This window comes from Pseudoalteromonas sp. ASV78 (genome assembly GCF_047806705.1).
Taxonomy (GTDB): Bacteria; Pseudomonadota; Gammaproteobacteria; order Enterobacterales; family Alteromonadaceae; genus Pseudoalteromonas; species Pseudoalteromonas prydzensis_A.
This window is the reverse complement of sequence record NZ_JBLOPA010000001.1, coordinates 1,999,773-2,025,479: the sequence shown is the minus strand read 5'-3', so window position 1 is coordinate 2,025,479 and position 25,707 is coordinate 1,999,773. Positions and strand designations below refer to the sequence as shown.

21 protein-coding genes are annotated in these 25,707 nt (G+C 40.4%); 17 read left to right on the top strand and 4 right to left on the bottom strand.

Translation table 11 applies throughout. The annotated features are described in order from the left end of the window. Positions 1 to 10 precede the first annotated feature (10 nt). The 6 genes from metH (at position 11) to ACMVDV_RS09180 (ending at position 6,269) form a co-directional block, all read left to right on the top strand. Complete coding sequence (gene metH / locus ACMVDV_RS09205) at positions 11 to 2,641, top strand: methionine synthase (protein WP_416157912.1); 2,631 nt, start codon at positions 11 to 13, stop codon at positions 2,639 to 2,641. A 243-nt stretch (positions 2,642 to 2,884) separates the two neighbouring features. Then, positions 2,885 to 3,199, top strand: coding sequence for a YdeI/OmpD-associated family protein (locus ACMVDV_RS09200; protein WP_416157911.1), 315 nt, complete (start codon positions 2,885 to 2,887; stop codon positions 3,197 to 3,199). A 288-nt stretch (positions 3,200 to 3,487) separates the two neighbouring features. Beyond that, on the top strand, positions 3,488 to 4,255 hold the full coding sequence (locus tag ACMVDV_RS09195) for a hypothetical protein (RefSeq protein WP_416157910.1): 768 nt from the start codon (positions 3,488 to 3,490) through the stop codon (positions 4,253 to 4,255). 71 nt (positions 4,256 to 4,326) lie between these two features. Continuing rightward, entirely contained in the window at positions 4,327 to 5,022 is a 696-nt protein-coding gene (locus ACMVDV_RS09190; RefSeq protein ID WP_416157909.1) for an aspartate/glutamate racemase family protein, read from the top strand. Positions 5,023 to 5,277: 255 nt separating this feature from the next. Beyond that, on the top strand, positions 5,278 to 5,736 hold the full coding sequence (locus ACMVDV_RS09185) for a hypothetical protein (RefSeq protein ID WP_416157908.1): 459 nt from the start codon (positions 5,278 to 5,280) through the stop codon (positions 5,734 to 5,736). Positions 5,737 to 5,738: 2 nt separating this feature from the next. After that, positions 5,739 to 6,269, top strand: coding sequence for an ankyrin repeat domain-containing protein (locus ACMVDV_RS09180; protein WP_090494131.1), 531 nt, complete (start codon positions 5,739 to 5,741; stop codon positions 6,267 to 6,269). Positions 6,270 to 6,379: 110 nt separating this feature from the next. On the opposite strand, the gene ACMVDV_RS09175 is transcribed toward ACMVDV_RS09180, so the two are convergent. The 3 genes from ACMVDV_RS09175 to ACMVDV_RS09165 all read right to left on the bottom strand — a co-directional run bounded on the left by ACMVDV_RS09175 (position 6,380) and on the right by ACMVDV_RS09165 (position 7,921). Beyond that, the gene (locus tag ACMVDV_RS09175) at positions 6,380 to 6,577 is read right to left on the bottom strand and encodes a CsbD family protein (RefSeq protein WP_192542507.1); all 198 of its coding nucleotides are present in this window, start codon (positions 6,575 to 6,577) and stop codon (positions 6,380 to 6,382) included. A 325-nt stretch (positions 6,578 to 6,902) separates the two neighbouring features. Continuing rightward, positions 6,903 to 7,535 (bottom strand): RpiB/LacA/LacB family sugar-phosphate isomerase, encoded by a 633-nt coding sequence (locus ACMVDV_RS09170; RefSeq protein WP_416157907.1) that lies wholly within the window; start codon positions 7,533 to 7,535, stop codon positions 6,903 to 6,905. Between the two features lie 188 nt (positions 7,536 to 7,723). Further along, the gene (locus ACMVDV_RS09165) at positions 7,724 to 7,921 is read right to left on the bottom strand and encodes a CsbD family protein (RefSeq protein WP_416157906.1); all 198 of its coding nucleotides are present in this window, start codon (positions 7,919 to 7,921) and stop codon (positions 7,724 to 7,726) included. Positions 7,922 to 8,188: 267 nt separating this feature from the next. Between ACMVDV_RS09165 and hrpB the strand changes: the two genes are divergently transcribed. From hrpB to ACMVDV_RS09130, 7 genes are all read left to right on the top strand, one after another. Next, entirely contained in the window at positions 8,189 to 10,609 is a 2,421-nt protein-coding gene (gene hrpB / locus ACMVDV_RS09160; protein ID WP_416157905.1) for an ATP-dependent helicase HrpB, read from the top strand. Between the two features lie 549 nt (positions 10,610 to 11,158). Beyond that, positions 11,159 to 12,076 carry a carbohydrate kinase family protein gene (locus tag ACMVDV_RS09155; protein WP_416157904.1) on the top strand — a complete coding sequence of 306 codons (918 nt, stop codon included), beginning with the start codon at positions 11,159 to 11,161 and terminating at the stop codon, positions 12,074 to 12,076. A 508-nt stretch (positions 12,077 to 12,584) separates the two neighbouring features. Next, positions 12,585 to 15,527: a SusC/RagA family TonB-linked outer membrane protein gene (locus tag ACMVDV_RS09150; RefSeq protein WP_416157903.1), complete on the top strand. Its 2,943-nt coding sequence runs from the start codon at positions 12,585 to 12,587 to the stop codon at positions 15,525 to 15,527. 30 nt (positions 15,528 to 15,557) lie between these two features. Continuing rightward, entirely contained in the window at positions 15,558 to 17,267 is a 1,710-nt protein-coding gene (locus ACMVDV_RS09145; protein WP_304179718.1) for a RagB/SusD family nutrient uptake outer membrane protein, read from the top strand. Positions 17,268 to 17,326: 59 nt separating this feature from the next. Further along, complete coding sequence (locus tag ACMVDV_RS09140) at positions 17,327 to 18,664, top strand: sugar porter family MFS transporter (RefSeq protein ID WP_304179715.1); 1,338 nt, start codon at positions 17,327 to 17,329, stop codon at positions 18,662 to 18,664. Next, on the top strand, positions 18,651 to 20,663 hold the full coding sequence (locus ACMVDV_RS09135) for a glycoside hydrolase family 32 protein (protein ID WP_416157902.1): 2,013 nt from the start codon (positions 18,651 to 18,653) through the stop codon (positions 20,661 to 20,663). Before ACMVDV_RS09140 ends, ACMVDV_RS09135 begins: the two co-directional genes overlap by 14 nt. 62 nt (positions 20,664 to 20,725) lie before the next feature. Continuing rightward, entirely contained in the window at positions 20,726 to 21,940 is a 1,215-nt protein-coding gene (locus tag ACMVDV_RS09130; RefSeq protein ID WP_416157901.1) for an oligosaccharide MFS transporter, read from the top strand. Here ACMVDV_RS09130 and ACMVDV_RS09125 read toward each other — a convergent pair. Beyond that, entirely contained in the window at positions 21,912 to 22,907 is a 996-nt protein-coding gene (locus ACMVDV_RS09125) for a LacI family DNA-binding transcriptional regulator (protein WP_416157900.1), read from the bottom strand. The genes ACMVDV_RS09130 and ACMVDV_RS09125 overlap by 29 nt on opposite strands. Before the next feature lie 374 nt (positions 22,908 to 23,281). Here ACMVDV_RS09125 and ACMVDV_RS09120 point away from each other — a divergent pair, with 374 nt between their 5' ends. From ACMVDV_RS09120 to ACMVDV_RS09105, 4 genes are all read left to right on the top strand, one after another. Beyond that, positions 23,282 to 23,632 (top strand): 5-carboxymethyl-2-hydroxymuconate Delta-isomerase, encoded by a 351-nt coding sequence (locus ACMVDV_RS09120; RefSeq protein ID WP_416157899.1) that lies wholly within the window; start codon positions 23,282 to 23,284, stop codon positions 23,630 to 23,632. 1 nt (position 23,633) lies between these two features. Next, entirely contained in the window at positions 23,634 to 24,125 is a 492-nt protein-coding gene (locus tag ACMVDV_RS09115; protein WP_416157898.1) for a GNAT family N-acetyltransferase, read from the top strand. 27 nt (positions 24,126 to 24,152) lie between these two features. Next, positions 24,153 to 24,566, top strand: a complete 414-nt coding sequence (locus ACMVDV_RS09110) for a DUF4019 domain-containing protein (RefSeq protein WP_416157897.1) — start codon at positions 24,153 to 24,155, stop codon at positions 24,564 to 24,566. A 176-nt stretch (positions 24,567 to 24,742) separates the two neighbouring features. After that, a complete protein-coding gene (locus tag ACMVDV_RS09105) occupies positions 24,743 to 25,426 on the top strand; it encodes a LipL32 family surface lipoprotein (protein WP_416157896.1) in 684 nt (227 codons plus the stop codon). The last annotated feature ends 281 nt before the right edge of the window (positions 25,427 to 25,707 follow it).

Genomic DNA, 25,707 nt, shown 5'->3' with positions numbered 1-25,707 from the left:
GGTAGCCGAGATGACACAAAAAATAGCAGTATTTACCAACGTTGGCGAACGTACCAATGTGACCGGCTCAGCCATGTTCAAACGTTTGATCATGGAAGAAGATTACGAGAGTGCGCTTAATGTTGCCCGCGAACAAGTAGAAAACGGCGCACAGGTTATTGATATCAACATGGACGAAGCCATGCTGGACTCAAAAGCCGCCATGGTGAAGTTTTTAAATTTGATTGCCTCCGAGCCTGATATTTCTCGCGTGCCAATTATGGTCGACTCTTCTAAGTGGGAAGTCATTGAAGCGGGCTTAAAGTGCATTCAAGGCAAGGCAATTGTAAACTCAATCTCGCTAAAAGAAGGTGAAGAGCCATTTATTCGCCAAGCTAAAATTATTAAGCGTTTTGGCGCCGCAGCTGTGGTTATGGCGTTTGATACCGACGGCCAAGCAGATACAGCCGATCGCAAATTTGAAATTTGTCAGCGCAGTTACCGCATTTTGGTGGATGAAATTGGCTTTGCGCCAGAAGATATTATTTTCGACCCTAACATCTTTGCGGTAGCCACCGGTATTGAAGAGCACGACAATTACGCCGTGGAGTTTATTGAAGGCACCCGCCGTATCAAGCAAAACTTGCCACACTGTAAAGTGTCGGGCGGGGTGTCAAATGTATCATTCTCGTTCCGTGGTAATAACCCCGTGCGAGAAGCCATTCACTCAGTGTTTTTATACCATGCAATTCAAGCGGGTATGGATATGGGCATCGTAAATGCCGGGCAACTCGCTGTGTATGATGATATTCCGGCAGAACTACGAAAAGCGGTTGAAGATGTTATTTTAAATACCGACCCCGGTGCCGGAGAACGCTTAGTTGAGCTGGCACCAAAATACTCAGGCATGGCACAAGCTGAGCGCGTTGAAGATTTAGAATGGCGCACTTGGCCAGTTGAAAAACGCCTTGAACATGCCCTTGTTAAAGGCATTACTACCTTTATAGATGAAGACACCGAAGAGTGCCGCGCTGCTGCCGATAAACCGATTCACGTAATTGAAGGGCCATTAATGGATGGCATGAACGTAGTAGGTGATTTATTTGGCGCCGGTAAAATGTTTTTACCGCAAGTGGTTAAATCGGCGCGGGTAATGAAGCGCGCGGTGGCCTACTTAGATCCATACATTGAGCTTGAAAAAGAAGTTGGCTCTACCAATGGTAAAATCGTGATGGCAACGGTAAAAGGTGACGTGCACGACATAGGTAAAAACATCGTGGGCGTAGTACTGCAATGTAATAACTACGAAGTGATCGACTTAGGCGTAATGGTGCCTGCCGATAAAATATTGCAAACCGCCATTGATGAAAAAGCCGATATTATTGGTTTATCAGGGCTGATCACACCATCGCTTGATGAAATGGTGCATGTTGCCAAAGAAATGAAACGCCGTGGTTTTGAACTACCACTATTGATTGGTGGTGCAACTACCTCAAAAGCTCATACTGCCGTTAAAATAGAACCTCAGTACGACAAAGGCGTGGTGTATGTAAATAACGCCAGTCGCGCCGTGGGTGTGGTTTCTAACTTATTGTCGAAAGAGCATAAAGCTGAATTTTTAGCAAAAACCAGCGCTGAATACGTGAAAGTGCGCGAGCAACAAGCACGTAAAAAACCGCGCTCAAAACCGGTTACTATTCAACGTGCCCGCGATAACGCCGCCAAGCTTGACTGGGATAATTACACCCCACCAGTGCCGAAAAAGCTGGGTGTGACCGAGTTTAAAAATGTCTCGATCAAGACGCTTCGTAAATACATAGACTGGACGCCGTACTTTATGACTTGGTCAATCGCCGGTAAATATCCACGCATAATGACCGACGAAGTGGTTGGCGAGCAGGCGCAAAGCTTATTTAAAGACGCTAACGAGATGTTAGACGACCTTGAAAAGTCAGGCAGTTTGCAACCGCTTGGCGTAATTGGTTTATTCCCAGCTAATCGCGTGGGTGACGATATTGAAATATACACAGACGAAACGCGCAAAGAGCTGCTAACCACATCGTGCCATTTACGCCAGCAAACCGAAAAAACCGACTTTGCTAACTACTGCTTAGCTGATTATATCGCCCCGAAAGGCACGCCTGATTACTTTGGTGCATTTGCGGTAACCGGCGGTCTTGAAGAAGACGACTTAGCTGATGCGTTCGATGCACAGCAAGATGACTATAATAAAATTATGGTCAAAGCGGTTGCCGATAGACTCGCCGAAGCCTTTGCTGAGTACTTACACGAACAAGTGCGTAAAGAATATTGGGGTTTTGCCCCAGACGAAAACCTCGCGAATGAAGATCTTATTCGTGAAAACTACCAAGGTATTCGCCCAGCACCCGGTTACCCAGCGTGTCCAGAGCACACTGAGAAAAAGAAAATTTGGCAACTACTCGACACCGAAAAGCGCATTGGTATGCAGCTCACCAGCTCATACGCGATGTGGCCAGGCGCTGCGGTATCAGGTTGGTATTTCTCTCACCCTGAGGCTAAATACTACGCCGTAGCAGCAGTACAAAAGGATCAGGTTGAAGACTACGCTAAACGTACCAACATGACATTAGCAGAAGCAGAGCGTTGGTTATCGCCTAACTTGGGGTATGAGCCGGAGTAAAAGAAGCTGTAAGCGGTAAGTTATAAGTAAAAAGGCGAGTCAAATTAGGCTCGTTTTTTTATAAATAACAAAGGGCTTTTATAGCTTAGATCATCAATTGTTTACAAAGAGTTTGTTTAGTGGAATTATTGAGCAATGTAATATAAGCCGCTTGGTGGTGTTATAAACCAGCAAAGTGGGATCTAATAAGTTGCTATGTGTTTCGATCGTTAGCCCGCGAAACCAGAAATTAGGTGATGAGATATGAAGCCAAAACTTTCCGGAGGCCTAGTGCATGAATTACCCGTTGATTTGGCCGTAGCATTAACTGAAGAACAGCTAATTAATACTTGGGAAGCCTTATCGGCAATTGGCCGTAATGAATTTATTTGTTGGATTGAAGATGCCAAACAAGAGAAAACGAGAGTAAAACGGATAGTGCGAGCTACTGAAGAACTTCTAGAAGGAAAAAAGCGACCTTGCTGCTGGGTAGGGTGCATACATCGCACTGACAAAAAGCCTAGTAAATGGCAACAGGATGTTTTGATAGATAAAAAGAAAAAATCAGTAACAAAATGAAACCAACACAAAACAAATTGCTCCATTTGATGCAGCGCTTTCCGATCTTTTTTGTGCATTCGCTACGCTCATTTTTTCACCAAAACCCACTATGACCGTTGCGTAAATGAACAAGGCGTTCGACATTGGAGGAGCACTGCTATTGGCTATGTCGCCTTAGGTGTAAGAGCAACCTTGGACGCAGTTCCGTGAGCCCACAAAATATGGAGTCGTTTTTTGCCTAGAACCTTTCTTCTCTTAATTTTTTTGTGAATAATTTACTTAATGATCTTAAATAAAGGAATATCAATGACGTTTTTACGATGTATAAGCGTGAGCCTAGCTTTATTATTCAGCGCGCATAGTTTTGCGCTGGAGCAACAATATCACCAGCACATAGCTGCTATTATTGCCGCGTTTAAAGATAACGATAAAGCAGCTATTTCCTCACATATTCGTTATCCGCTTTCCCGTGCATATCCAGTGCCTGCTATTAATAATGAGGCTGAGTTAGTTGAGCGTTTCGATTACGTGTTTGACCGGCAACTCATCGCACAGATTACCAGTTCAAATATCGATACTGATTGGGATAAAGTGAGCTGGCGCGGCATTGTGCTAAATAGCGGTATTGTTTGGGTTGATACCGACGGTAAAATTATCGGTATAAATTACCAAACAGCCAAAGAGCAGTTGTTGGCTAAAAATTTAATAGCAGCTGATAAGCAAGCGCTTCATTCAAGTATTAATACTTTTGTAGAGCCTATTTTAGATTGGCAAACGGCTAAATACCGTATTCGCATTGATGACTTAGGGGATAATAACTATCGTTATGCTTCTTGGGGAATTGATAAAAACCCCAGCGATAAACCAGATATTATCTTAGTGAATGGCGGTATAAAGTTTGACGGCAGTGGCGGTAATCATAGTTACACATTTAAAAACGGCCGTTACAGCTACGTATTACAAGTCACGGTAATTGGCTGTGATACCTCACCACCAGGTTGGCTTGAAGTATACAAAGACGATAAGCTGCTGTTATCTGACTCTGTGATCAGTACAGTTAATAAGGCTAATTAAGTTTCTAGTGAAGAGCTGTTATTTTTAACTTGCTGTGAAACGCAAACTGCAATCGAGAGTGGGAACTAGCTATGAAAACAATCGGCATGCTTGGTGGCATGAGTTGGGAGTCAACAACCAGCTATTACAAAGCCTTAAACGAAGGCGTTAAAAACTCATTGGGTGGACTGCATTCGGCCAAAATTTGTATGGTGAGTGTCGATTTTGCGGAAATTGAAACGTTGCAGCATCAAGGTGATTGGCAACAAACAGCAAGTATACTCACCGAGGCTGCTAAATCAGTAGAGGCTGGTGGTGCCGATTTTTTACTTATTTGTACCAACACTATGCACAAAGTGGCCGACGAGATTGCTAGTAATATTACCATTCCTATTTTGCACATTGCCGATGCCACCGCTGAGCAACTAAAACGCGATAACATTACGCGAGTAGGGTTGCTGGGCACGCAATTTACGATGGAGCAAAACTTTTACAAAGGGCGTTTAACCAACAAACATAACATTGAAGTATTGATACCTGAGCTTGATGAGCGAAAGCGAGTGCACGATGTTATTTATTCGCAGTTATGCCAAGGTATTATTGATGAAGATTCGCGAGCCGATTATGTACGCATTATAGAGCGCTTATTTGCACAAGGCGCGCAGGCCATTATTTTATGCTGTACAGAAATTGCTTTGTTGGTAAAGCCACAACACACGCATGTTCCGCTTTATGATACCACTCAAATACACGCCGAGGCCGCAGTAAAACTAGCCCTCGCTAAATAAGCAGGTTAAAACAATCGCTATCAGGCGATTTGTTGTTAGCAGGTAAAGCGCTATATATTAATGGCCTTTCTTAAAGTGTAAATTGGAAATATGTATTGCTACCAGCTAATCACATACTTAAGCACTAGTATTAATCTTATTTTCCAATTATGTTTTACAAAACAATCTTTCTCCTTGTAGGATATAGGTACAAGAATATTTATTCTTTAAATTAATGGATAACCAAATATAAAGGACTATGTTATAAAAAAATCTGTGCATCTAAAAAAATTCAAGACTAATGAGCTTATTTTCGATGATCAAGAAACCATCATCATATTGAAGTTTATTTTTAAAAATCAACATAGCAACATTTATATGCTGAACGTCAACGATGCTGTAAGGGAGTTCGCTCAATCATTATTGGTTGAGGCGGTTGACTCGTCTTATGCTTTCGGCTTTATTGATTCATTGTTTAGATCAGTGACTAATCCAAGAGATGGAGTTAAAAAAGTGCTAGCAAAGTTTGGAAAAAAAGCTTTGAAGCATTGGTTTAAACATGCGACTACACAAAATTTAATGTCGATAAAGATATATGACCGAGTACGTGAGCAGTTAGCGTTAAACTTTGGACGTGTCTTACTTATGCATATTAATGGTATTGCAAAGCTGAATGAAAACCACTTCGGTATGCTTGCATACAGTGATGCTGATAGTAAAGTAATTTGGGGGTAGAGGTGAAAAAGCTTACTATTTATTTGTTACTTTTATTATCTGTTGGATATTCTGCAGTTGCTTTATATTCGCTCATTAATAGTGATATTGAAGATGTTATTATTTGCAGCACTGATGAGAATACTCATTACATCCCAAGTGACGCTTGTGAATATTACTTACTTAATTATAGAGCAGATAAGAGTGATATTGAATCACTTGAATCAGGCGCTGGTCTAGCATTTTTATTTGAAATTAAAGATATAGATAAGCGCGATGCTTATATCGAATACTTTATTTCTAAAGGAATCAAAGTAAATACGTTAAGTCACATAGATGGTTTATCACCTCTACACTCGGCTATTTTGCTTAATGACTTTGGTTTAGTGCAACTTTTAATGGATAAAGGCGCAAGTATTACTATTAAAGAAAAATCACATGGGCTTACACCTTTAGAGTTTATTCATAAACTGAGTGAAAAAAATGCTCAGATAGATAGGCAGCTGATATCTGAACTTTTGACGTCGATTTCAAATAATAAACAGGCTGGTTAATTCAAAGAATTACCGAATATGTTAAATCTAGTGATTCTATTATTTACCAACAAAAAAACCGCCAATTGGCGGTTTTTTATTAGCAAGTAAAGCTGTTAACACGCTTTTAATTAATGGCCTTTCTCAAAGTCACTAACTTCGCGCTCAGCTTCTTCTTTAGATTTACCGTATGCCTGTTGGATTTTACCAACCAGCTCTTTACGGCTACCTTCAATTTTATCTAAATCATCGTTGGTAAGGTCGCCCCATTTACGCTGAGCTTTACCTTTAAGTTCTTTCCAATTACCTTCAATACGATCGCTATTCATAATTTACTCCTTGTATAGATAAGTGATTTTCTTGTCGTGTCAGTTATTAAAAAGCAAACTCTATACCATGATAAATATTTATTTTAATTTAAATCAATAGTTTACGTTTGCCGCTGCCGGTTGCTATTACATTGTGTGCTTAATTGTTACGTAAATGTGTGTAATTATTACGACCTTGAAAAGGAGAGGTGATTATTAATATTTGTGTGGGTAATTCACTTTTTAGAATTTTTCTTTAACTATTTCACACGAAAAAGCCAATGAAAAATTTATATTTCATTGGCTTTTAGGTATTGATAATGTTCAGTACTAAGGCGTGATTTGTTTAAATTCTGGCTTTAACAAACGCCGCAATGGCGTCGTCTTGGCAATGCGCGAAGAAGCACTCTTGAAAACGAGCACTACCAATAGCTTGTTGAATAAGCTCAGGGTCAACCGCTTCCAGTGCACTTAGGTAATCTTTAGCTACATCCGCTTTTAGTTGATTTAAAATTCCTGCATTTGTCACTTGAGATTCTTTACGCTCAGCTGGGTAGCCTTGGCCTTTTTCGCCAGTAAATGCTTTTTCGAATATGTATTTAATATTAAGTTCTGCGCCCCAGCCAAAGCCTTTGGCGTATGGTAAAGCCAGCGCATTGCCATTGTTTATTTGCGCAAACAGGTAAGCGTCAGAAGGGTCGATACAATAGCCACATGTCACGCCAGGAAATGCGTTACTTGCCATCAACGCACCTTGGCCTGTGCCACAACCTGTTACCACAAAATCCACCGCTTTCGCGTTGAGCAATAGGCTTGCCATAATGCCAAGGTGGATATAGGTTAAACGGTGATCATTATCGCCATCCATACCAACGTTAAAGACTTGATGGCCCTGTGCGTCAGCCACCGTTTGAAGCTGCTCAAGGACAATAGGGTTTTTTGCCGCTTGACTGAATTCGTTCATTAATGCAATTTTCATAATGATGCTGCCAATTTAGTGAATATTAAATTGATTCTATCCATTTTTGCTACCGGTGGCAATGGTGCGGTGTGGGCTTTAAAATTAATAAGCTTCAGTCTGATCTATCAATACGGGTTTTAAGGTAATAAAAAACCGCCAAAACTGGCGGTTTTATTAATTTAAGAAGTTGCGAAAACACTTAGCAATTAATGACCTTTTTCAAAGTCATTTACTTCGCGCTCAGCGTCTTCTTTCGATTTACCGTATTTTTGTTGAATTTTACCAACAAGCTCTTTACGGCTTCCTTCAATTTTATCTAGCTCATCGCCGGTTAGATCGCCCCATTTACGTTGCGCTTTACCTTTAAGTTCCTTCCAATTACCTTCGATACGATCACTGTTCATAATTCGCTCCTTATAATGTCGGTTTGTGAATTTACTTCAGTTATAAAGGAGCAAGGCTTGTACCAAAATTAAACTCTAATTTTGTTATTAATAATCAATTGGTTAAATGTTGGCTTTTTAGAGGTAAGTTTTTAATCGGTTATAAGCTAAAAAATCTACGCAACGATCTGTAATTATTGCAAACACTCAATAATCACCAATTTTATGAATCTGATTTACTACAGTTTCTTGTTACAATATCGGCAATGCAATTTAGGGTAAATAGCTGTGCTGCCGGTCCAAGACATATATCAACAACTCGTTACTACATTACAAAGTGATCCAATTACCTTATTACAAGCGCCGCCGGGGGCGGGTAAGTCAACATGGTTACCATTACAGTTAATGCGCGACGGGCACTTTAAACGCATTGTGATGCTTGAACCACGGCGCCTTGCTGCGCGTAATATTGCTAATTATTTAGCGAGCCAACAAAATGAAAAGGTAGGTCAAAGCATTGGCTTACGCATTCGCGGTGAGAATCAAGTCAGCAAACAAACACGGCTTGAAATTGTCACTGAAGGCATATTAACGCGAATGCTGCAAAACGACCCCGAACTGAGCGATATTGATTTACTGATATTCGATGAGTTTCATGAGCGCTCAATTGCTGCCGACACCGCGCTTGCTTTTGCGCTTGAATCTCAAGCTGCGTTTCGAGATGACTTAAAAATATTACTTATGTCGGCAACCTTAGACAGTGAACGTTATCAGCAGTTTTTTCACTGCCCAATAATAGAATCTCTTGGTCGCAGTTATCCAATTGATGAAGTGTATGTTCCACTCAAAGATGAAACCCGTTGGCTTAATGAAATTCCTACCATTATAAAACAAGCGCTTAACGAGCAAACAGGCAGTGCTTTGGTATTTTTACCCGGGCAAAGTGAAATACTGCGAGTACAACACGCGTTGAATGATTTACCCAGCGATTGCCAACTGGTGAGTTTATTTGGTGAGCAAGATAAAGCAAAGCAACAAGCAGCGATTGCCCCCGCCGAGCAAGGCAAACGTAAAGTGGTATTAACCACCAATGTCGCTGAAACCAGTTTAACCATTGAAGGTATTCGTATTGTTGTTGATAGTGGTAAGCGCCGTGCAGCAAGTTTTAACTTAAAAACCGGTGTTACAGAGCTGACGACGCAAAGTATTTCTCGCTCCTCGGCGGTGCAGCGTGCGGGTCGTGCTGGGCGAATTGAGCCTGGGGTGGTGTATCGGCTTGGTTCAAAGCAAACCTTTGAACGGCGTAATAGCCACGACACCCCAGAAATACTAGCAACGGATATTAGCCAACTGCTACTTGAGGCCAAGTTATGGGGAGCCGAGATTGAGCAACTGAGTTTGTTAGATACGCCCAGCCCGCAACAAATAGCACAAGCGACAAGCGTGCTACAGATGCTCGAGGCGCTTGATCAACATGGTAAACTCACTCAGCTAGGCACTGAACTGCTGAGCTTTGGCGCTGATATTCGGCTGTCGCATATGCTTATAAAAGCACAGCAGCTCGATGCCACATTACCGGGGATTTATATCTTAAGTGCCTATTTGGTGGCATTACTTGAAAGTCGCGTTAAGCATGCAGCAGATCTTCATTTAGCGCTACATAGTCAACTCATAAAGCCCCATGCCCTGTTTAAACAGCAATTACGCTTTTGGTTAACACGTTTAAAGTTAAGCGAAGTTAACGAGCTAAATACGGGTTATTTACCTTTGCTGGTGGCGCTGGCTTACCCAGACAGGCTGGCTAAAAAGCGTGGTAATGGTTACTTACTTGCCAATGGGGCAGGTGCTGAACTAAGCGAAGAGCATTGGCATAACGATGACTATTTAGCGATTGCTAACATGGGCGGTCACAAAGGTGGCCGCATGTTTGCGGCGGTGGCTTTTACTCCTAACGATATTACCGAGCAGCTAAGCCATTTATTTACCGAGCAAACGCGCTGCGAATTTGACGAAAGAGCAGGGCGTTTTATCCATCAAGATGAAATTAAACTGGGTGCAATCACAGTAACGAGTCAACCAAGTAAACAACCCCTTGATAAAAGCGAGCGCGCTAAAGCATGGTTAAGTTTATTTAAAAAGCATGCTTTTAAGCTATTTAATGAGCAAGCCGACAGTGAGCAGTTACTTATTAGAATGTGTATAGCTAGTAAGCTTTTTCCTGAGCAGTTTCCAGCAATAACTGAAGCCGCCCTTGTGGCCAATAACCAATGGTTAGCACTTTACCTCGCAGACCTAAAAAACCTAGAGCAACTAAAAAGGTTTAACTATTTTACTGCCTTGCAAAGCTGTTTTAATTGGCAACAACAAAGCGCATTAAACCAATTACTGCCCCTGCGTTTGACGGTGCCAAGCGGCTCAAATATTAAAATTGAGTATCAGCTCGATGGCCCTGCAAAACTCAGTGTGCGCATGCAAGAAGTGTATGGCATGACCAGCACGCCTTTATTAGCACAAGGCAAGCTTGCTTTATTAATGGAGTTACTTTCACCGGCAAGGCGGCCTTTGCAGCTTACGCAAGATCTCACTCATTTTTGGCAAACCAGCTATCGTGATGTACAAAAAGAAATGAAAGGTCGCTATCCAAAACACTTCTGGCCTGATAACCCAGCAACCAGTGTGGCTACTAGTAAAGTGAAAAGTAAGATGTAATAGCAGGTTCAGGTTGTTAACTTGGCGAATAAAAAGCGAGTATCTGCATAGCAGTTATTCTCGTTAATACTTCTTTCTAAAACTTTTTAAGGCTGAAAGGCATCGGTTGCTCGACTATACCAAATAATTTATGTGTAAACCTAACCTATCGCTGTAGCGATCTACTAAGGTTTAGCCGTTTTTTGCCAGCAAAATGCTAAGCCTTGCTTAGTTGTCATGTTCGTTCCTCCCAGTATTTTATTGCTGCGTTTGTGTGTGATTTAAATACTTTTGCTACATAAAATAGCCAAGTCGGTAAATAAAAATGCTTGGTAATTAGTGTAAAAAGCAATAATTACCAAAAAAATAAACAACGTTGTCTTTTTGTAAGGTAAGTGTTATCTTTATTTTTTGCAACATGTATTTTACATAAATATTTTCAGTTATGTCGTTAGGTGTATTTTACGATCCGTAGTCATTTAACTAAGCTAAGACGAGAAGATGGTGTTGCTGATTTAAGTTGAAATACTTAATTTTCCAAATAATTAAATAATATAAGGAAACGATTCCATGAGTATAGTAATTAGCAGCAAAAAGGCTGAGGAGATCAATTTAACGTGTTTTGGTGAGGTACTTTGGGATTGTTTTGATTCAGGTAAACGGTTGGGTGGTGCACCATTAAATATGTGCTTTCGCTTTAATTCTCTCGGTCTACAAGCGCATATGATAAGTGCTGTAGGAAATGATGAGTTAGGAGATGCACTACTAGATGAAATTAACAAAAAAGGCCTGAGCACTGAGCTTATTTGCGTTCATGAATCTAAACCGACAAGTGTTGTGGAGGTGAAACTTGATAGTAGTGGCTCTGCTAATTATCAAATTGTCACCGATACAGCCTGGGATAATATCAGCTTAACAGCGGAGATTATTGAAAAAGTTAAGGATACTGACGTTTTTGTTTTTGGCAGTTTAATTGCGCGCACAGCGGCTTCATTGATGACCTTGAGGCAGCTGTTGGACCATGCAAAGTTTAAGGTTTTTGATGTTAATTTACGCGCCCCCCATTACCAGCTTGAACATTTAATTGAATTAATGAACAGAGCCGATTTTATCAAGCTAAATGATGATGAGCTTTATGAAATAGCTAAGTCAATGGGGAGTAAATATCACTCTTTAGAACAAAACCTAGCATTTATAGCTAAGCAAACAAACACCGATTATTTATGTGTGACGAAAGGGAGCCATGGTGCTTTATTGTCAATTAAGGGTAAGAATTACTATAACTCTGGTTATCTCATTGAGGTAGTTGATACCGTTGGGGCTGGTGATTCATTTTTAGGGGCGCTTGTTTATCAACTTTGTATTAATAACTCGCCACAGCAAGCTATAGACTTTGCATGTGCTGTTGGTGCTATGGTTGCTCAAAGGCCGGGAGCAACGCCAGCTTTAACTGATCAGCAGATTAATGAGTTTATGGAACCATGCTAGGGCGTGTTGACCTTTGTGGATTGAAATTTGTTCAATCTAGGGGCGATTTAATCGCGGCGCGAGGTTTGTAACCTAGTGGGCTAAGTAAAAATCGAGCAACAAAGAGTTAATCGCCCCTAGGAAGAACCCTTTGGGCAGCGCATGTTTGGAATTTATACTGCGTTATCGCCTATTTATGGGGAACAACCACACTACATAGGCTCTGCCTTATCTAAATACCAAACATGCTGCTGCAAAATTAATCATGAAAGGTCAACACGCCCTAAGTTATCAACAAATATAAAAATAAAAGTACACTTAATAGAATAAAGTTTGTTATTCATGTTGAAGTTATGTTTTTTTAATGTTAAAAAGACAACGTTGTTTATTTTTATGTTAATGGCTATTTGTGTTCTAGCGCAGTTTCAACAGCGTTAAAACAAGTCATCACCAACATAAAGACAACGTTGTTAATGTGCGGAGAATAACAATAAACATTAATAAATTAAACCAAATGAGGACACACACAATGCTAAGATTTCGCAAAACCCCACTAGCTGCAAGTGTAAGTGCAGTATTAGTCGGTTTGCTTTTGCCATATAGCGCTATAGCAGCTCAGCAACAGCAAATACAAAACTCGTCTGATGATGGTATTGAGGTCATCGAAGTTTCTTATGGCTACGGCAGTGTTAAAAAAGATGACTTAACAGGTGCAATTAGCACTGTTGCGTTAGAGGATGTTGTTGATATGCCTTCTGGCAATATAATGCAGAATCTACAAGGAAGAGTACCTGGCTTACAAATAACAACCAATGGTTCACCTGATTCTGCAGCAACGGTGCGTATTCGTGGTCAAGGGTTAGGACCTTTAGGTAATAATGATCCGTTATATGTGATTGATGGCATTCCGACTAAATCAGGCATGCATGAACTTAATAGTCATGATATTGCAGATATTCAGGTCTTGCGAGACGCCGCAGCGGCAAGTATTTTTGGTGCGCGTTCAGGCAATGGTGTGATTGTTATCACAACTAAAAAAGGCAATGAGGGGCTGGATTTTAATTTTTCTATAAACCAATCTCAAGATGACTACAGCTATGATTTAAATCCATTAAATACCAAACAGCGCGGACAAGTTGTATGGCAAGCTGCGGTTAATGATGGCTCTGATCCAAATGCAGCAAGCCCGCTATATAGTTATGATTGGAATGGTGACTATAGTAACCCTCAATTAAACTCAGTGATCTTACCTACTTATACTGATCCCCAACAAGTACAGCGTCCTGCTGATACTAATTGGTTTGATGAAGTAACTCGCTCAGCTAAAGTAACTGATCTGAATTTTTCTCTATCAGGTGGCTCGGATAGGGCATCTATTTACAGCTCTTTGGGGTATTACGATTCTGAAGGTGTGGTAGATGGTTCAGCCTTTGAACGGATTAGTTTTAGGGTTAATTCTGACTATCAATTAACGGATAAGCTCAAAATTGGTGAGAACTTCACTATTACCAATCAAGAGGCGAATTTAGTTAATGCAAGAGCTGGAGAAATTTTGGGACTAGCAATAGAGCAACAATCTATTGTCCCTGTACATAATGATGAAGGCGGTTGGGGTGGCCCTGTGCCGGGTGTAACTGACCGTGATAACCCAGTCAGAATAATTGCAATGAACCGCGATAATGTCAGTCGCTTCAATAAGCTGATGGGTAATATTTTTGTCGAATATGAAGTAATTGAAGACCTTACTCTAAAAAGCACCGTTGCTCTTGATTATGGCCAGTATTACTTTAGAAACTACACACGGGCATTTCAAGCTGGCTCCCTAAATTATGGTGATCAACTCTCGGTTACTGAAAACTGGAATAGCAGCTTTAGCTGGACTAACACTGCGCAATATAACTTAGATGTAGGTGACAATCACCGTTTTACATTTTTAGCAGGCACCGAGCAAATTGATTACGAGTATGAAGGTTCGATTGGCTTTGGTTCTGGCTTTGCTTCGGATGATCGCGATTATGCACATCTATCGCAAGCGACAGGTGATGTACGTGTTGAGGGGGATGGCGATAAGTGGTCTCTCAACTCTTACTTTGCTCGAATGGACTATAACTATGATAACCGCTATTTAGCTGGGTTTACCATTCGCCGTGACGGTTCATCACGTTTTGGTAGCAATAACAGTTACGGTAACTTCCCTGCTGCATCAGCGGGTTGGGTGATCAGTAACGAGTCATTTTATGATATCGAGTTCTTAACCACCTTAAAATTACGTGCTAGTTGGGGTAAAACGGGTAATCAAGAAATTCCAACTGATGCAACCTACACAACTTATTTGAGCCGTTATGCGACTCAATCACTATTTACTGACTCACAAGATGAAGGCACTGCGTATGACATCGGTGGTGCTAATGGCGGCACACTGCCTTCTGGTTTTGTGAAAGCTCAAACCGGTAATGACAACCTGAAATGGGAAACTTCGACGCAAACAAATATCGGTATTGATTTTGGGATGCGTTACGACACCATTTACGGCAGTATCGATTGGTTTGAAAAAACCACAGAAGATATCTTAACGCTTACTAACCCTATTGCTACTTTAGGCGAGGGCGCACAACAGTGGGTGAATGGCGGCACAATTGAAAATTCAGGGGTTGAATTCATCATTGGTTATGCTGACTACCTTTCGTTTGACAGTTTAGATGGTGATATTGATGTTGATATTAGTTTTAACGTTTCTTCTGCTAAAAATAAGGTTGTTTCACTTCCTGAAGATGTTGTGAACTCGTTTGGCGGTAATGGAGCAGATAAAACGATTGTTGGTCATTCAATCAACTCAGTTTATGGCTATGTTGCTGATGGGTTATTTCAAAACCAAGGTGAAATTGATGCCCATGCTACTCAATCGGGAGCTGGTTTAGGCCGAGTTCGTTGGCAAGATTTAGATGGCAATGGCGTCATTGATGAAAATGATCAAACCTTTTTCGCAGATACCGATCCAGACTTTATGTATGGTTTGAACATGAACTTCAAGTATAAAAATTGGGATTTTACCATGTTCTGGCAAGGTGTCGAAGGCGGTCAAATTCGCAACGGTTGGCGTGGATTCACTGATTTTACCTCACTCAATATAGGTTCAAACTATGGGGATCGGGTTCTTGATGCGTGGTCAATCAATAACACTGACACGAATGTACCAGCCTTAACAACAATTGATAATAATGGTGAAGGTCGTCAATCAAGCTTATTTTGGGAAGATGGCACTTACCTTAAGTTGCGTAACTTATCTATCGGGTATAGCCCTGATGAACAATGGTTGAGTCAATTTGGTATAAGCTCAGCGCGCATTTATTTGCAGGGCAGTAACTTACTAACCATTACACCTTCTGGAACATTAAGCCAAGATCCAGAAACACCAGATGGCACTTTCCCAATTCCAAGACGTATCACGTTAGGCGTGAACCTTTCTTTTTGATTTAAAATGACAACGATACGAGCACAAATTATGAATAAAATTAAAACCCTATTTGCAGTGACAACGCTCACTCTATCTTTAGCATCGTGCGGCGGTTCTGATCTTGATGTTGCACCTTCAGGTGTATTAACGCAAGAGCAAGTCTCTAACAGTGAAAATGTAGATGCCTTAATCATTGCAACTTACTCATATTTAGGAAACGACCATTACACTGCCCCTAACTTTCTTTGGCCAACAGGGAACTTACGCGCAGGTGATGCCCATAAAGGAGGCAATGGACCCGGTGACATATTTGCTTATCATGCTTTGTCTTTATATCAGCCTTTAGTGCCCGATATGGAGTCTTTCCCGCCTGATTTGATTGACTTAAATAACAAAAAATGGACTCGAAATTATACTGGTATTTCGCGGGCTAACGCAGCTTTAGCGGTGATAGAAAATGCCTCGCCAGAGATTGAAGACCGTGCTGCTAAACAAGCTGAGTTGCGATTTATTCGCAGTATTTTTTACTTTGACTTAAAAATTCATCACAAGTATATCCCCTGGATTGATGAAACCATGAGTCAGGAGCAAATTTTAACAACAACCAACCGTGATCTGACAGATCAAGCTCTTTGGGACAAAATTGCTGATGATTTTGAATTTGCAGCAAATAACTTACCCGATAGACAAGCAGATGTTGGTCGTGCGTCAGCGTTGTCAGCAAAAGCTTATTTAGCTAAGACGTTGTTATATCAGGCGTATGAACAAGACGAACAACATCAAGTAGTCAACATCAATAAAGATAAATTAACGCGAGTGGTTACTTTGGTCGATGAGATTGAGCAAGCGGGTGTGTATGGTTTATTTGATGACTATGCTGATAATTTTTTGTTTGAAAGTGAAAATGGGAAAGAATCTGTTTTTGCTATTCAACGTTCATTGAATGATGGTTCCCCAGATGGTCGTGGCAGCTGGCCAAGTGCACTAAACGCGCCTATGGCGGGGGGCTTTGGTTGCTGCGGTTTTCATGTACCCACTGAAAACTTCGTCAATGCTTTTAAAACAGATCAACAAGGCTTGCCGCAATTTGACACCTTTAATGATCTGAATTACGACATGACCATCGATGCTGTTGACCCTCGTTTGGATCATACCGTCGCAATGGAAGGCAAACCGTTTAAATATGACGAAAAGCTGATCCACGGTGGCGATAGTTGGGCTCGTGCGCCGGGTATTTATGGCAACTTTACAGCGATGAAAGATTTAGAGCATCCAGATTGTAGTTGTCGCGGTGAAAATGGGCCATTTCCTATCTTTTCATTAAATACACCGTTGATCCGTTATTCCGACGTATTGCTTTGGAAAGCAGAGGCTTTAATTGAGCTAGATAGATATGACGAAGCATTAGTCATAATTAACCGCATTCGTGAGCGCGCTAAACAAAGTACCGCTAAATTGCAGAACGCCAGTATTTATAACATTGGTTTATACACAAGTTTTGACACTAAACAGCAAGCCAGAGCAGCACTGCGTTTTGAGCGTCGTCTTGAATTAGGACTTGAAGGACATCGCTTTTTTGACTTAGTTCGTTGGGGAATAGCAAAAGAGACCATTGATAGTTACTTGTCGATTGAAGCCGTGCGCAAGCCTTACTTAGTTGATGCTATTTTTACCAAAGGGAAGCATGAATATTTACCAATACCTAATCAACAAATGATTTTGAGTAGCGGATCCTACACGCAAAACTCAAAGTATTAATCAATAGTGGGCGGTGGGCCCGTGCCCACCTTTTCTGACATTAAGTCAAAAGAGTTGTTATGAAAAAAATTATTTATTGGTCAATCACAGTGGCTGTGGCAGGCTTTTTATTTGGCTTTGATACTGCGGTTATATCAGGCGCAGACAAACCAATTCAAGCACTTTGGAATACAAGCTCGTTATTCCATGGTTTATTTATTATGTCGTCGGCACTGTGGGGGACATTATTTGGAGCTTTAGCTGGTAACTATCCTTGTGATAAGTGGGGGAGAAAGCCAACCTTAATCTTAGTTGGTGTACTGTTTTTTATTTCTGCACTTGGTTCTGCACTTGCTCCCGACCCATATACGTTTGCATTACTGCGGTTTATTGGCGGCGTTGGTGTGGGTATTTCATCAATTGTAGTACCTGCTTATATTTCAGAAATAGCACCCGCTAAATATCGTGGCCGTTTGGTTGCGCTTTATCAGTTTCAGATTGTATTTGGCATTTTAGTTGCGTTTGTTTCTAACTTTTTAATCGCCGGTACTTCGGCAATTGATTGGCGTTTAATGCTTGGTGTAGAAGCGATACCGGCTTTAATTTATTTATTAATGATCATCAAAGCACCAGAAAGCCCACGTTGGTTGGTGCAAAATAGAAATGAACAAAGCAAAGCACGCTCAATATTAGTCGAGTTAGGAGAAGTTAACCCGGATAACGTGTTGACTGAAATTATTACTGCCAAACAACAGCACAGTGAATCAAGGTTATTTGGTGGTGCCTATAGCAAGGCTGCTTGGTTTGCATTTTTATTTGCAGCTTTTAATCAATTATCAGGTATTAACTTTATTATTTATTATGCGCCGCGGGTATTTGAACTTGCCGGTTTAGACGTTAACCAATCCTTATTATCAGGGGCTGGGATCGGCATGGTTAACTTATGCTTTACCATGCTAGGTTTATCTTTAATCGATAAATTTGGCCGTCGTTCGTTGATGTATATCGGCTCAATTGGTTATGTGATTTCGCTGGCGGTCGTCGCGTGGGCGTTTAGCAGCGGCTCAGGTGGTTTAACTATTGTGGCATTTGTGTTTGTGTTTATTGCCGCCCATGCAATTGGTCAAGGAACAGTGATCTGGGTATTCATCGCTGAGATATTTCCTAACAAAGTGCGCTCAAAAGGTCAGTCACTGGGTTCGGGTACGCACTGGTTCTTTGCCGCTGCGATTACCTTATTAATGCCGTTTTTCTTAGAGCGATTTAGCGCATCAGAAGTATTCAGTTTTTTCACTTTAATGATGTTAGGGCAATTAGCCTTTGTAGCTTGGTTTATGCCTGAAACAAAAGGGCGTTCTTTAGAAGACATTTCTCTTAATACAAAAAAGAAGCATGGAGTATTAGATGCGAACAGTTAACTTAATTTTAATTTCATCATTTTTGGCAGCGTGTGGCATGACAAATCAAACTGAAACGAGCGCCCCAGTGGTAGTGGAACAATCAAGTAAAGAAATGTTTCGTCCAACTTTTCATTTTACACCACCAGAAAACTGGATGAATGATCCAAATGGGATGGTGTATTACCAAGGCGAGTACCATCTTTTCTATCAACATAACCCAGACTCCTCGGTTTGGGGCCCGATGCATTGGGGACATGCAATTAGTAAGGACATGGTTCATTGGGAGCATCAAGGTATCAAACTTTACCCCGATGAGCACGGTACGATATTCTCCGGCAGTGCAGTGGTTGATTGGCAAAATAGTAGTGGCTTTGGCAGTAAAGAAAATCCGCCACTTGTTGCTATTTATACTTATCACGATGATAAAAAGGCCGCACAGGGGGCAATTGACTTTCAAACTCAAGGCGTAGCATACAGTACAGATAAAGGCAGAACGTGGAAGAAATACGAAAATAATCCCGTATTAAAAAACCCTGGCATTCGTGATTTTCGTGATCCGAAAGTGAACTGGCATGAATCTACCCAGCAGTGGGTTATGGTACTTGCTCAAGATGATCATATTGGCTTTTATACCTCTAAAAATCTAAAAGAATGGCAATTTGAAAGCAATTTTGGAGTTGAGTGGGGCAGTCATGCTGGTGTATGGGAGTGCCCTGATTTAATTCGTGTGCGCGTGCAAGGCACCGATCAATATAAGTATGTATTATTAGTCAGTATTAACCCAGGTGCGCCAAATGGTGGTTCAGGTACCCAGTATTTTATTGGTGACTTTGATGGAAAACACTTTGTGCTTGATGAAGAATATCAGCAACAACTCGCCTCTACTCCAGCTGTATTTCCAAAGGGAGTTAACTTATTAGATTTTAAAAATGGTTTAAGTAAATGGCAGGTGACTGGTAACGCATTTCATGTTGAAGAAGATCAACAATCTGTTGTGACATTAAGCTCTTTTAATCAGTCAGATAAGGCGACAGGATCTGTTTTATCGCAGCCGTTCTCTATTGAACATGATTATATTAATTTCAAAATAGCGGGTGGCAAACATGAAAACAGCACCGTGATGCAGTTATTAATTAATGGTGAAGTGGTCAAAACTGCAAAGGGCAATAATTCAGGCAATATGACTGAGAAAGCGTGGGATGTAAGCCATTTTAAAGCTCAGCAAGGGCAGATTAAAATAATTGATACTGAGCAAGGCGACTGGGGGCACGTTAAAGTTGCGGATATTATGTTCTCAGATGAAGCGGCAAAAGCAAAGGTTGAATCATCAATCTGGTTAGATTATGGTACAGATAACTATGCTGGTGTAACATTTTCAGACACGCAAGATGATCGTCATTTATTTATGGGCTGGATGAGTAATTGGCAGTACGCTAACGTAGTACCTACAGAGACTTGGCGCAGCGCGATGACAATCCCAAGAGAGCTAAAGTTAGTGAAAACAGCTGCGGGGATCCGTTTAGCTTCTGAACCGGTAAAAGAGCTACAGACATTATTGACTGAGTCGCAAAGTAAGATAAAGTTAAGTGGTAAAAGCAGTTATCAACTTGATGAGCTTTTTAATGTCGCGGCTGGGCAATTTAAATTTAGCTTTAGCTTTCCCCATGGCGAGCAAGCTGTGGACATCTTACTTAGTGCCGACTCAGGTGAGCAGACCAAGTTAACACTAGACCCAATTGCAGGGCAATTAACTCTTGACCGAACTCAAGCTGGGTTGAGTGAGTTTGAACCGGGTTTTGCTGGCATTCAAACAGCTCCATTACAAACAGAGCTCAAACAGTATGATGTTGAAGTATGGGTTGATAAAGCATCAATTGAAGTGTTTGTTAATCAAGGTGTTAGCACAATGACATCGATTGTTTTCCCAACCTCCCCTTACCATAAAATAAAGGTAAGTGCTGAGCAGCAGCTATCGCTTAGCGATGTTCAGTTAAACAATATTGCTGTAGAAAAATAACCGTTTAAAACGGCTCTATGACAGATAGAGTCGTTATTTTTCCGTCTAAGGCTGTGCGATATATGAGTAGCAATTATCGGCTATTAAGCGCTATTTTCTTTGTCTATTTTATGGCATGGTCTTTTTCGTTTTCATTGTTTCCAGTCTGGCTTAGCCAAAAGGTTGGTCTGAATGGTGAAGAAGTAGGCATTGTTTTTAGCGTTAACTCCCTCATGGCTTTATTCATCATGCCTTTCTATGGCATCTTTCAAGATAAACTTGGTTTAAAAAAAGCACTCCTGTATTTTATTGCATTTTTTATGTTAATGATCGGACCGTTTGTTAACTATGTTTATGAACCATTGCTACACAGCAATTTTTATTTGGCCGTAATAGTAGGTGGGGTGGTTTTTTCATGTGCATTTTTAGCGGGGGTGGGTGCACTTGAAAGTTATATTGATAAGCAAAGCCGAGCCACTCATTTTGAATTTGGCAAGGCTAGAATGTGGGGATCACTTGGCTGGGCGACGGCAAGTTATTTTACCGGTTTATCGTTTAACTTGGCACCGAGTTTAAATTATTGGCTTTCCAGTGTTGCAGCAATTTGTTTAATCGGGCTGTTACTTTTTGTTAAAGTGACAACCACTGATAGGGAAATGTTACCCGTACGTCGATTTTCACCAATACGGCAACTTCAGGAATTTTTTAAAATTACAGGTCTGTGGCGTTTAAGTGTGTTTGTCGTCGGTGTAAGTTGTATTTATGGGGTTTTTGATCAGCAATTTGCAATTTACTACACTACTTTTTTTGCAACACCAGAACAAGGGCGCGCGTATTTTGGTTATTTAACGTCTATACAAGTTATTTTTGAAGCCGTTGCTATGTACTTGGCCGTAAAGTGGGTCAATAAATTGGGGGTAAAAAACTCACTGCTTGTCAGTGGGGTATTAATGGCTACGCGAATTTATTGCTCAGGTATTGTCGATGATTCACTTAGTATAAGCATTTTAAAATTGCTCCATGCCATAGAGTTACCATTAATGCTTATCGCATTATTTAAATACATTAATATGCATTTTGAAGCAAAGTACTCGGCAATGGTTTATATCATTGGTTTTCAATTTACGGTCCAAGCGATGGCAGCAATTTTTGGGGTTGCTGTAGGGATTGTTTATGACCATTTGGGCTTTGCTTTGGTATACCAATATTTAGGGCTGATTGTTTGTGTTTTTATAGTGATATCATTTTTTGTATTAAAAACAGATAGTGTTAAAAGGAATCGCGTTGGATCAGCTTAAATGGTAAGTGATGATGCACAATATCAGTGCGCTGCTCTATTAAATACTCCATAGCCCAGCGGCCCATTTCATGATGTGGAAGTGCCATTGTGGTTAAATTTGGCTGTAATAATTCAGGAATACTGCCCCAATCATCAAAGCTAGCTATGCCAATATCTTTACCAATCGTCATTCCTTTATCATGGACAACAAAATAAATTTCCATCGCCATGGGATCTTGACCACAAATAATCGCATCGGGCTTGAACTGCTCAATGATCCTTGCAGCGGACGCTCTGGAAGTGGATAGTTCACTACCATCTGGTTGACTAATAATTACCGATTCAATATATAAGTCATCTAATGATAGGCCTTGGCGTTTAAATGCATTTATAACACCTTGTTTTCGGCCCTTAGCAGCGATTATATCTTCATTTAAGTTTAAAAAAGCTATTTTGCGATAGCCCTTACGTATCAACGCTGTGGTGATTTCTTCTCCCGCTTGAACTTCATCAGGTACTACACAAGGTAAGTTATTTTGAGCGGGAAAGCAGTTTGCTAAAATAGTGGGTATTTTTTTTAGCTCGTCAGAAACTTGCACTTGGCGATGATACATTGCAGAGTATATAACTCCTTCAACACGGTATTCTAAAAGGCTCTGTATTGCTCTATCTATGCTAATTTGAGTTTCATTAACATTGAGTATAAGTAACTCTTTATTTTTTTGCCATGCAATCTCTTGTGCGCCACGAATAATATCAAATGTGTAAGGAACACTAAGTAATTCATCGGCAATGATGGCATAAATATTCGATTTTTTTCTGCGAGTTAAACTCGCGGCTCGATTTGGGCGGTAGCCTAGTTCTTTTATGGCTTTTAATACTTTTTCACGGTTAATGTCTTTAACGGTCGAATCATGATTTACTACCCGAGAAACAGTTTTAAAGGAGACCCCTGCGTGGGCAGCCACTTGTTTAATTGTAACCATACTATATAAAAGCCTTCTCTGAATCGAAATTGCATAATAGCAGATTCTGTTACTTTTTAATTATTTTATAAAGGCAGTGTTTCGTTGTTATCTAATCGTATAACATTTTGATCGGACTCTATAAAAGTAGAGCGTAGGGAGAGTATGAAACGCTATCAGCTGCATTAAATATAATGCCTTCTGAAGTCTGCTGTGTTAATTCAGGCTATAACGCATCCTCTATTTGTGAAAGAAGGCTTTTATGACTACCCACCTAGCAATAGACTTTTTATCAATAGGGTACTGTGCTATAAAATAACCTCATTTTCACACGCAAGTGCACAGGCTATATCAAGCGCATCACGTCTATCCAACTGATTAAAAGGAGTTATTTAATGCCGCATTTTATTATTGATTGCTCGCAGAGCATCTTGACTCATCATGATGAAGATACCATTAATGAGCAAATTCATCACACCGCAAACGCATCAGGTCTGTTTGCTGAACACGAAATTAAAGTCAGAGTAAATCCGTTTAAAACCTATTTAGTGGGTAATAAACAAACTGACTTCATTCACGTTTTTGCTCATATTATGCAAGGTAGGAGCACACAGCAAAAAGCGGCGCTTTCCAAGGCAATGGTCACAAAGTTAAGCGAAATGTTCCCCGCAGTGAGCAATATTGCCATGAACGTGGCTGATTTTGAACAGGCCAGTTATTGTAATAAAAGCCAATTGGGATTATAAAATGTTGCGGCTCAGGGCATTTCAAAACGATGATGCACCATTGCTCATCAATTACCTTAATAACTCAGAGGTTGTGCAGTTTTTATCACCAAAAATTCCAAATCCTTACACTATAGATGATGCACGCTGGTGGATTGAAACTGGTTCAAAAGCAGGGCATACCTTTGCAATTGAACAGAACGGGCACTTTGTTGGCTGTATTGGTGCTATTGCTGGTGAGTTTGAATACAGGAAATCGGCAGAAGTTGGTTACTGGTTGGCGCAAGAATATTGGGGGCAGGCAATTGTTCTTAAAGCGCTTGCTTTACTTATTGAGCAAGTGCAATTGAGTAAAGACATAATACGATTACATGCAGTTGTTTTTGAAGGTAACGCACGCTCAGCTAAAGTGCTTGAAAAGGTTGGCTTTGTCCAAGAAGGATGCTTGCAAAAAGCAATTTATAAACAGGGGGATTTTTATAATGCGCTGGTTTATGGCAAAGTTATAGCCTAATAGTTGGCAAAAATAGCAGGGTTGAAAATGAAAAATATAATAGTTGTTTTATGTTTATTTATAAGCACACTCACTTGGGCACAGACGCCAAAAGTTGTAGATGTATCAACAGAAATCGCTCCGGCCACGCACTGGTTAGAAGGCGTTGATAGTGGTAAATACGCAAATAGCTGGCAACAGGCCGGTGCGCTTTTTCAAGAAAATGTACCAGAGGCGCTTTGGGTATCTAAGCTAGAGCAAGTTCGCACACCGCTTGGTGCAGTTCAATCTCGCGAAGGTGTGAGTCGTCAAGTGTTAGCCGCTATCCCGCAATTACCTGACGGTGAGTATGTGATTTTAGAGTTTCAAACTGATTTTGCAAATAAACCGCGTGCTATTGAAACGGTGACGCTAAAAAAATCAGCCGAGCAGTGGCAGGTGATTGGCTACTTTATTCAATAAAGACAATAAAATGAGCGCGGCTGTTTCTATGTCGCAATACATTAAAAATCGTACGGGGCTAAAGTTAAAAATTAGCAAATAATTAAAAAGTGTAACTTTATTTATTACCTTTTATTGACACAATTATTTAATTACCTATAATCTGCGCTCTTATCTAAAATAGTGACATGGAGTCAATGATGAAGTTAAAGTTTGCTGGAAAAATCCTACCGTTTATAGCTGTTGCATGCCTTTCAGGTTGTATGTCGACAGGTCCACACTTAAAAAGTTCTATCTCAGAAGGTGTTGCCGGTTTAGAAGCCCGTTTACCTTATGCTGAATACGTGAATTACTTTGGTTATGTTGATAGCAACATGAAATCGCAAGGTAAATATAAAGATAAAGATGCATATTACTTGTATGCATGGGTACCAGCTGCAATTGATGAGATCGGTATCTCAATGATTTCTCCTGCTTTTAGTGCGCCTTCAGGTGATGATTTTGTAGATCAAAATTTTGAAAAAAACGGTATCGACGATAAGTTCTTTGATACATATATAGTGTTAGAGCGTATGAATATCATTGATAATACAAAAATAGCGCAAGGTGGACGTCCGATTCAGACGCTTGGCGAAAATGATGATAGTGCTGAGTTACCAAAAAATCCAGGTGGTTCATCATACAATTCATTACTGCGTAAAACGTCTAGTTTAACTAATCCACAAGATGCATTGGTTCGTGGTGTTTATCGAATTACATTCACTTCATTCAGAGGTGATGTAGAAGGTTCATATGAAGCAACAATTGGTACTAATGTTCCAGGTGTAAAAATAGCGGCTTCACTTGAAGAGCTTGATGCATTAGTGAATGCAGCAAATTAATTATAAAAATTGTTTGCTCTGCTTATAGTTTTACAGGTTTAGGTACGCCTAAACCTGTGATTATTAATCTAGTCCGAATCCACTTTTTATCGTTCTTCCATACATTCTTGTTACAGCCAATTTTTTAATTGCAGAATATCGACTCACCTGTTTGAACCAGCATACCTCATTGAAAATCATTATAAATTGTATCTGGGTAACCACTATTGCTAATTGACGCATAGCAACCTCTGGACTCCATTTGCTTTAATCAATACCTTAGCGTATTTTTAGTTATTAGC

What these genes read in the sequence shown, in the direction of transcription:
- metH (WP_416157912.1), top strand. Translation starts at nt 11, where the DNA reads ATGACACAAAAAATAGCAGTATTTACCAACGTTGGCGAACGTACCAAT.
- ACMVDV_RS09200 (WP_416157911.1), top strand. Translation starts at nt 2,885, where the DNA reads ATGAAGCCAAAACTTTCCGGAGGCCTAGTGCATGAATTACCCGTTGAT.
- ACMVDV_RS09195 (WP_416157910.1), top strand. Translation starts at nt 3,488, where the DNA reads ATGACGTTTTTACGATGTATAAGCGTGAGCCTAGCTTTATTATTCAGC.
- ACMVDV_RS09190 (WP_416157909.1), top strand. Translation starts at nt 4,327, where the DNA reads ATGAAAACAATCGGCATGCTTGGTGGCATGAGTTGGGAGTCAACAACC.
- ACMVDV_RS09175 (WP_192542507.1), bottom strand. Translation starts at nt 6,577, where the DNA reads ATGAATAGCGATCGTATTGAAGGTAATTGGAAAGAACTTAAAGGTAAA.
- ACMVDV_RS09170 (WP_416157907.1), bottom strand. Translation starts at nt 7,535, where the DNA reads ATGAAAATTGCATTAATGAACGAATTCAGTCAAGCGGCAAAAAACCCT.
- ACMVDV_RS09165 (WP_416157906.1), bottom strand. Translation starts at nt 7,921, where the DNA reads ATGAACAGTGATCGTATCGAAGGTAATTGGAAGGAACTTAAAGGTAAA.
- ACMVDV_RS09155 (WP_416157904.1), top strand. Translation starts at nt 11,159, where the DNA reads ATGAGTATAGTAATTAGCAGCAAAAAGGCTGAGGAGATCAATTTAACG.
- ACMVDV_RS09150 (WP_416157903.1), top strand. Translation starts at nt 12,585, where the DNA reads ATGCTAAGATTTCGCAAAACCCCACTAGCTGCAAGTGTAAGTGCAGTA.
- ACMVDV_RS09145 (WP_304179718.1), top strand. Translation starts at nt 15,558, where the DNA reads ATGAATAAAATTAAAACCCTATTTGCAGTGACAACGCTCACTCTATCT.
- ACMVDV_RS09140 (WP_304179715.1), top strand. Translation starts at nt 17,327, where the DNA reads ATGAAAAAAATTATTTATTGGTCAATCACAGTGGCTGTGGCAGGCTTT.
- ACMVDV_RS09135 (WP_416157902.1), top strand. Translation starts at nt 18,651, where the DNA reads ATGCGAACAGTTAACTTAATTTTAATTTCATCATTTTTGGCAGCGTGT.
- ACMVDV_RS09130 (WP_416157901.1), top strand. Translation starts at nt 20,726, where the DNA reads ATGAGTAGCAATTATCGGCTATTAAGCGCTATTTTCTTTGTCTATTTT.
- ACMVDV_RS09125 (WP_416157900.1), bottom strand. Translation starts at nt 22,907, where the DNA reads ATGGTTACAATTAAACAAGTGGCTGCCCACGCAGGGGTCTCCTTTAAA.
- ACMVDV_RS09120 (WP_416157899.1), top strand. Translation starts at nt 23,282, where the DNA reads ATGCCGCATTTTATTATTGATTGCTCGCAGAGCATCTTGACTCATCAT.
- ACMVDV_RS09115 (WP_416157898.1), top strand. Translation starts at nt 23,634, where the DNA reads ATGTTGCGGCTCAGGGCATTTCAAAACGATGATGCACCATTGCTCATC.
- ACMVDV_RS09110 (WP_416157897.1), top strand. Translation starts at nt 24,153, where the DNA reads ATGAAAAATATAATAGTTGTTTTATGTTTATTTATAAGCACACTCACT.
- ACMVDV_RS09105 (WP_416157896.1), top strand. Translation starts at nt 24,743, where the DNA reads ATGATGAAGTTAAAGTTTGCTGGAAAAATCCTACCGTTTATAGCTGTT.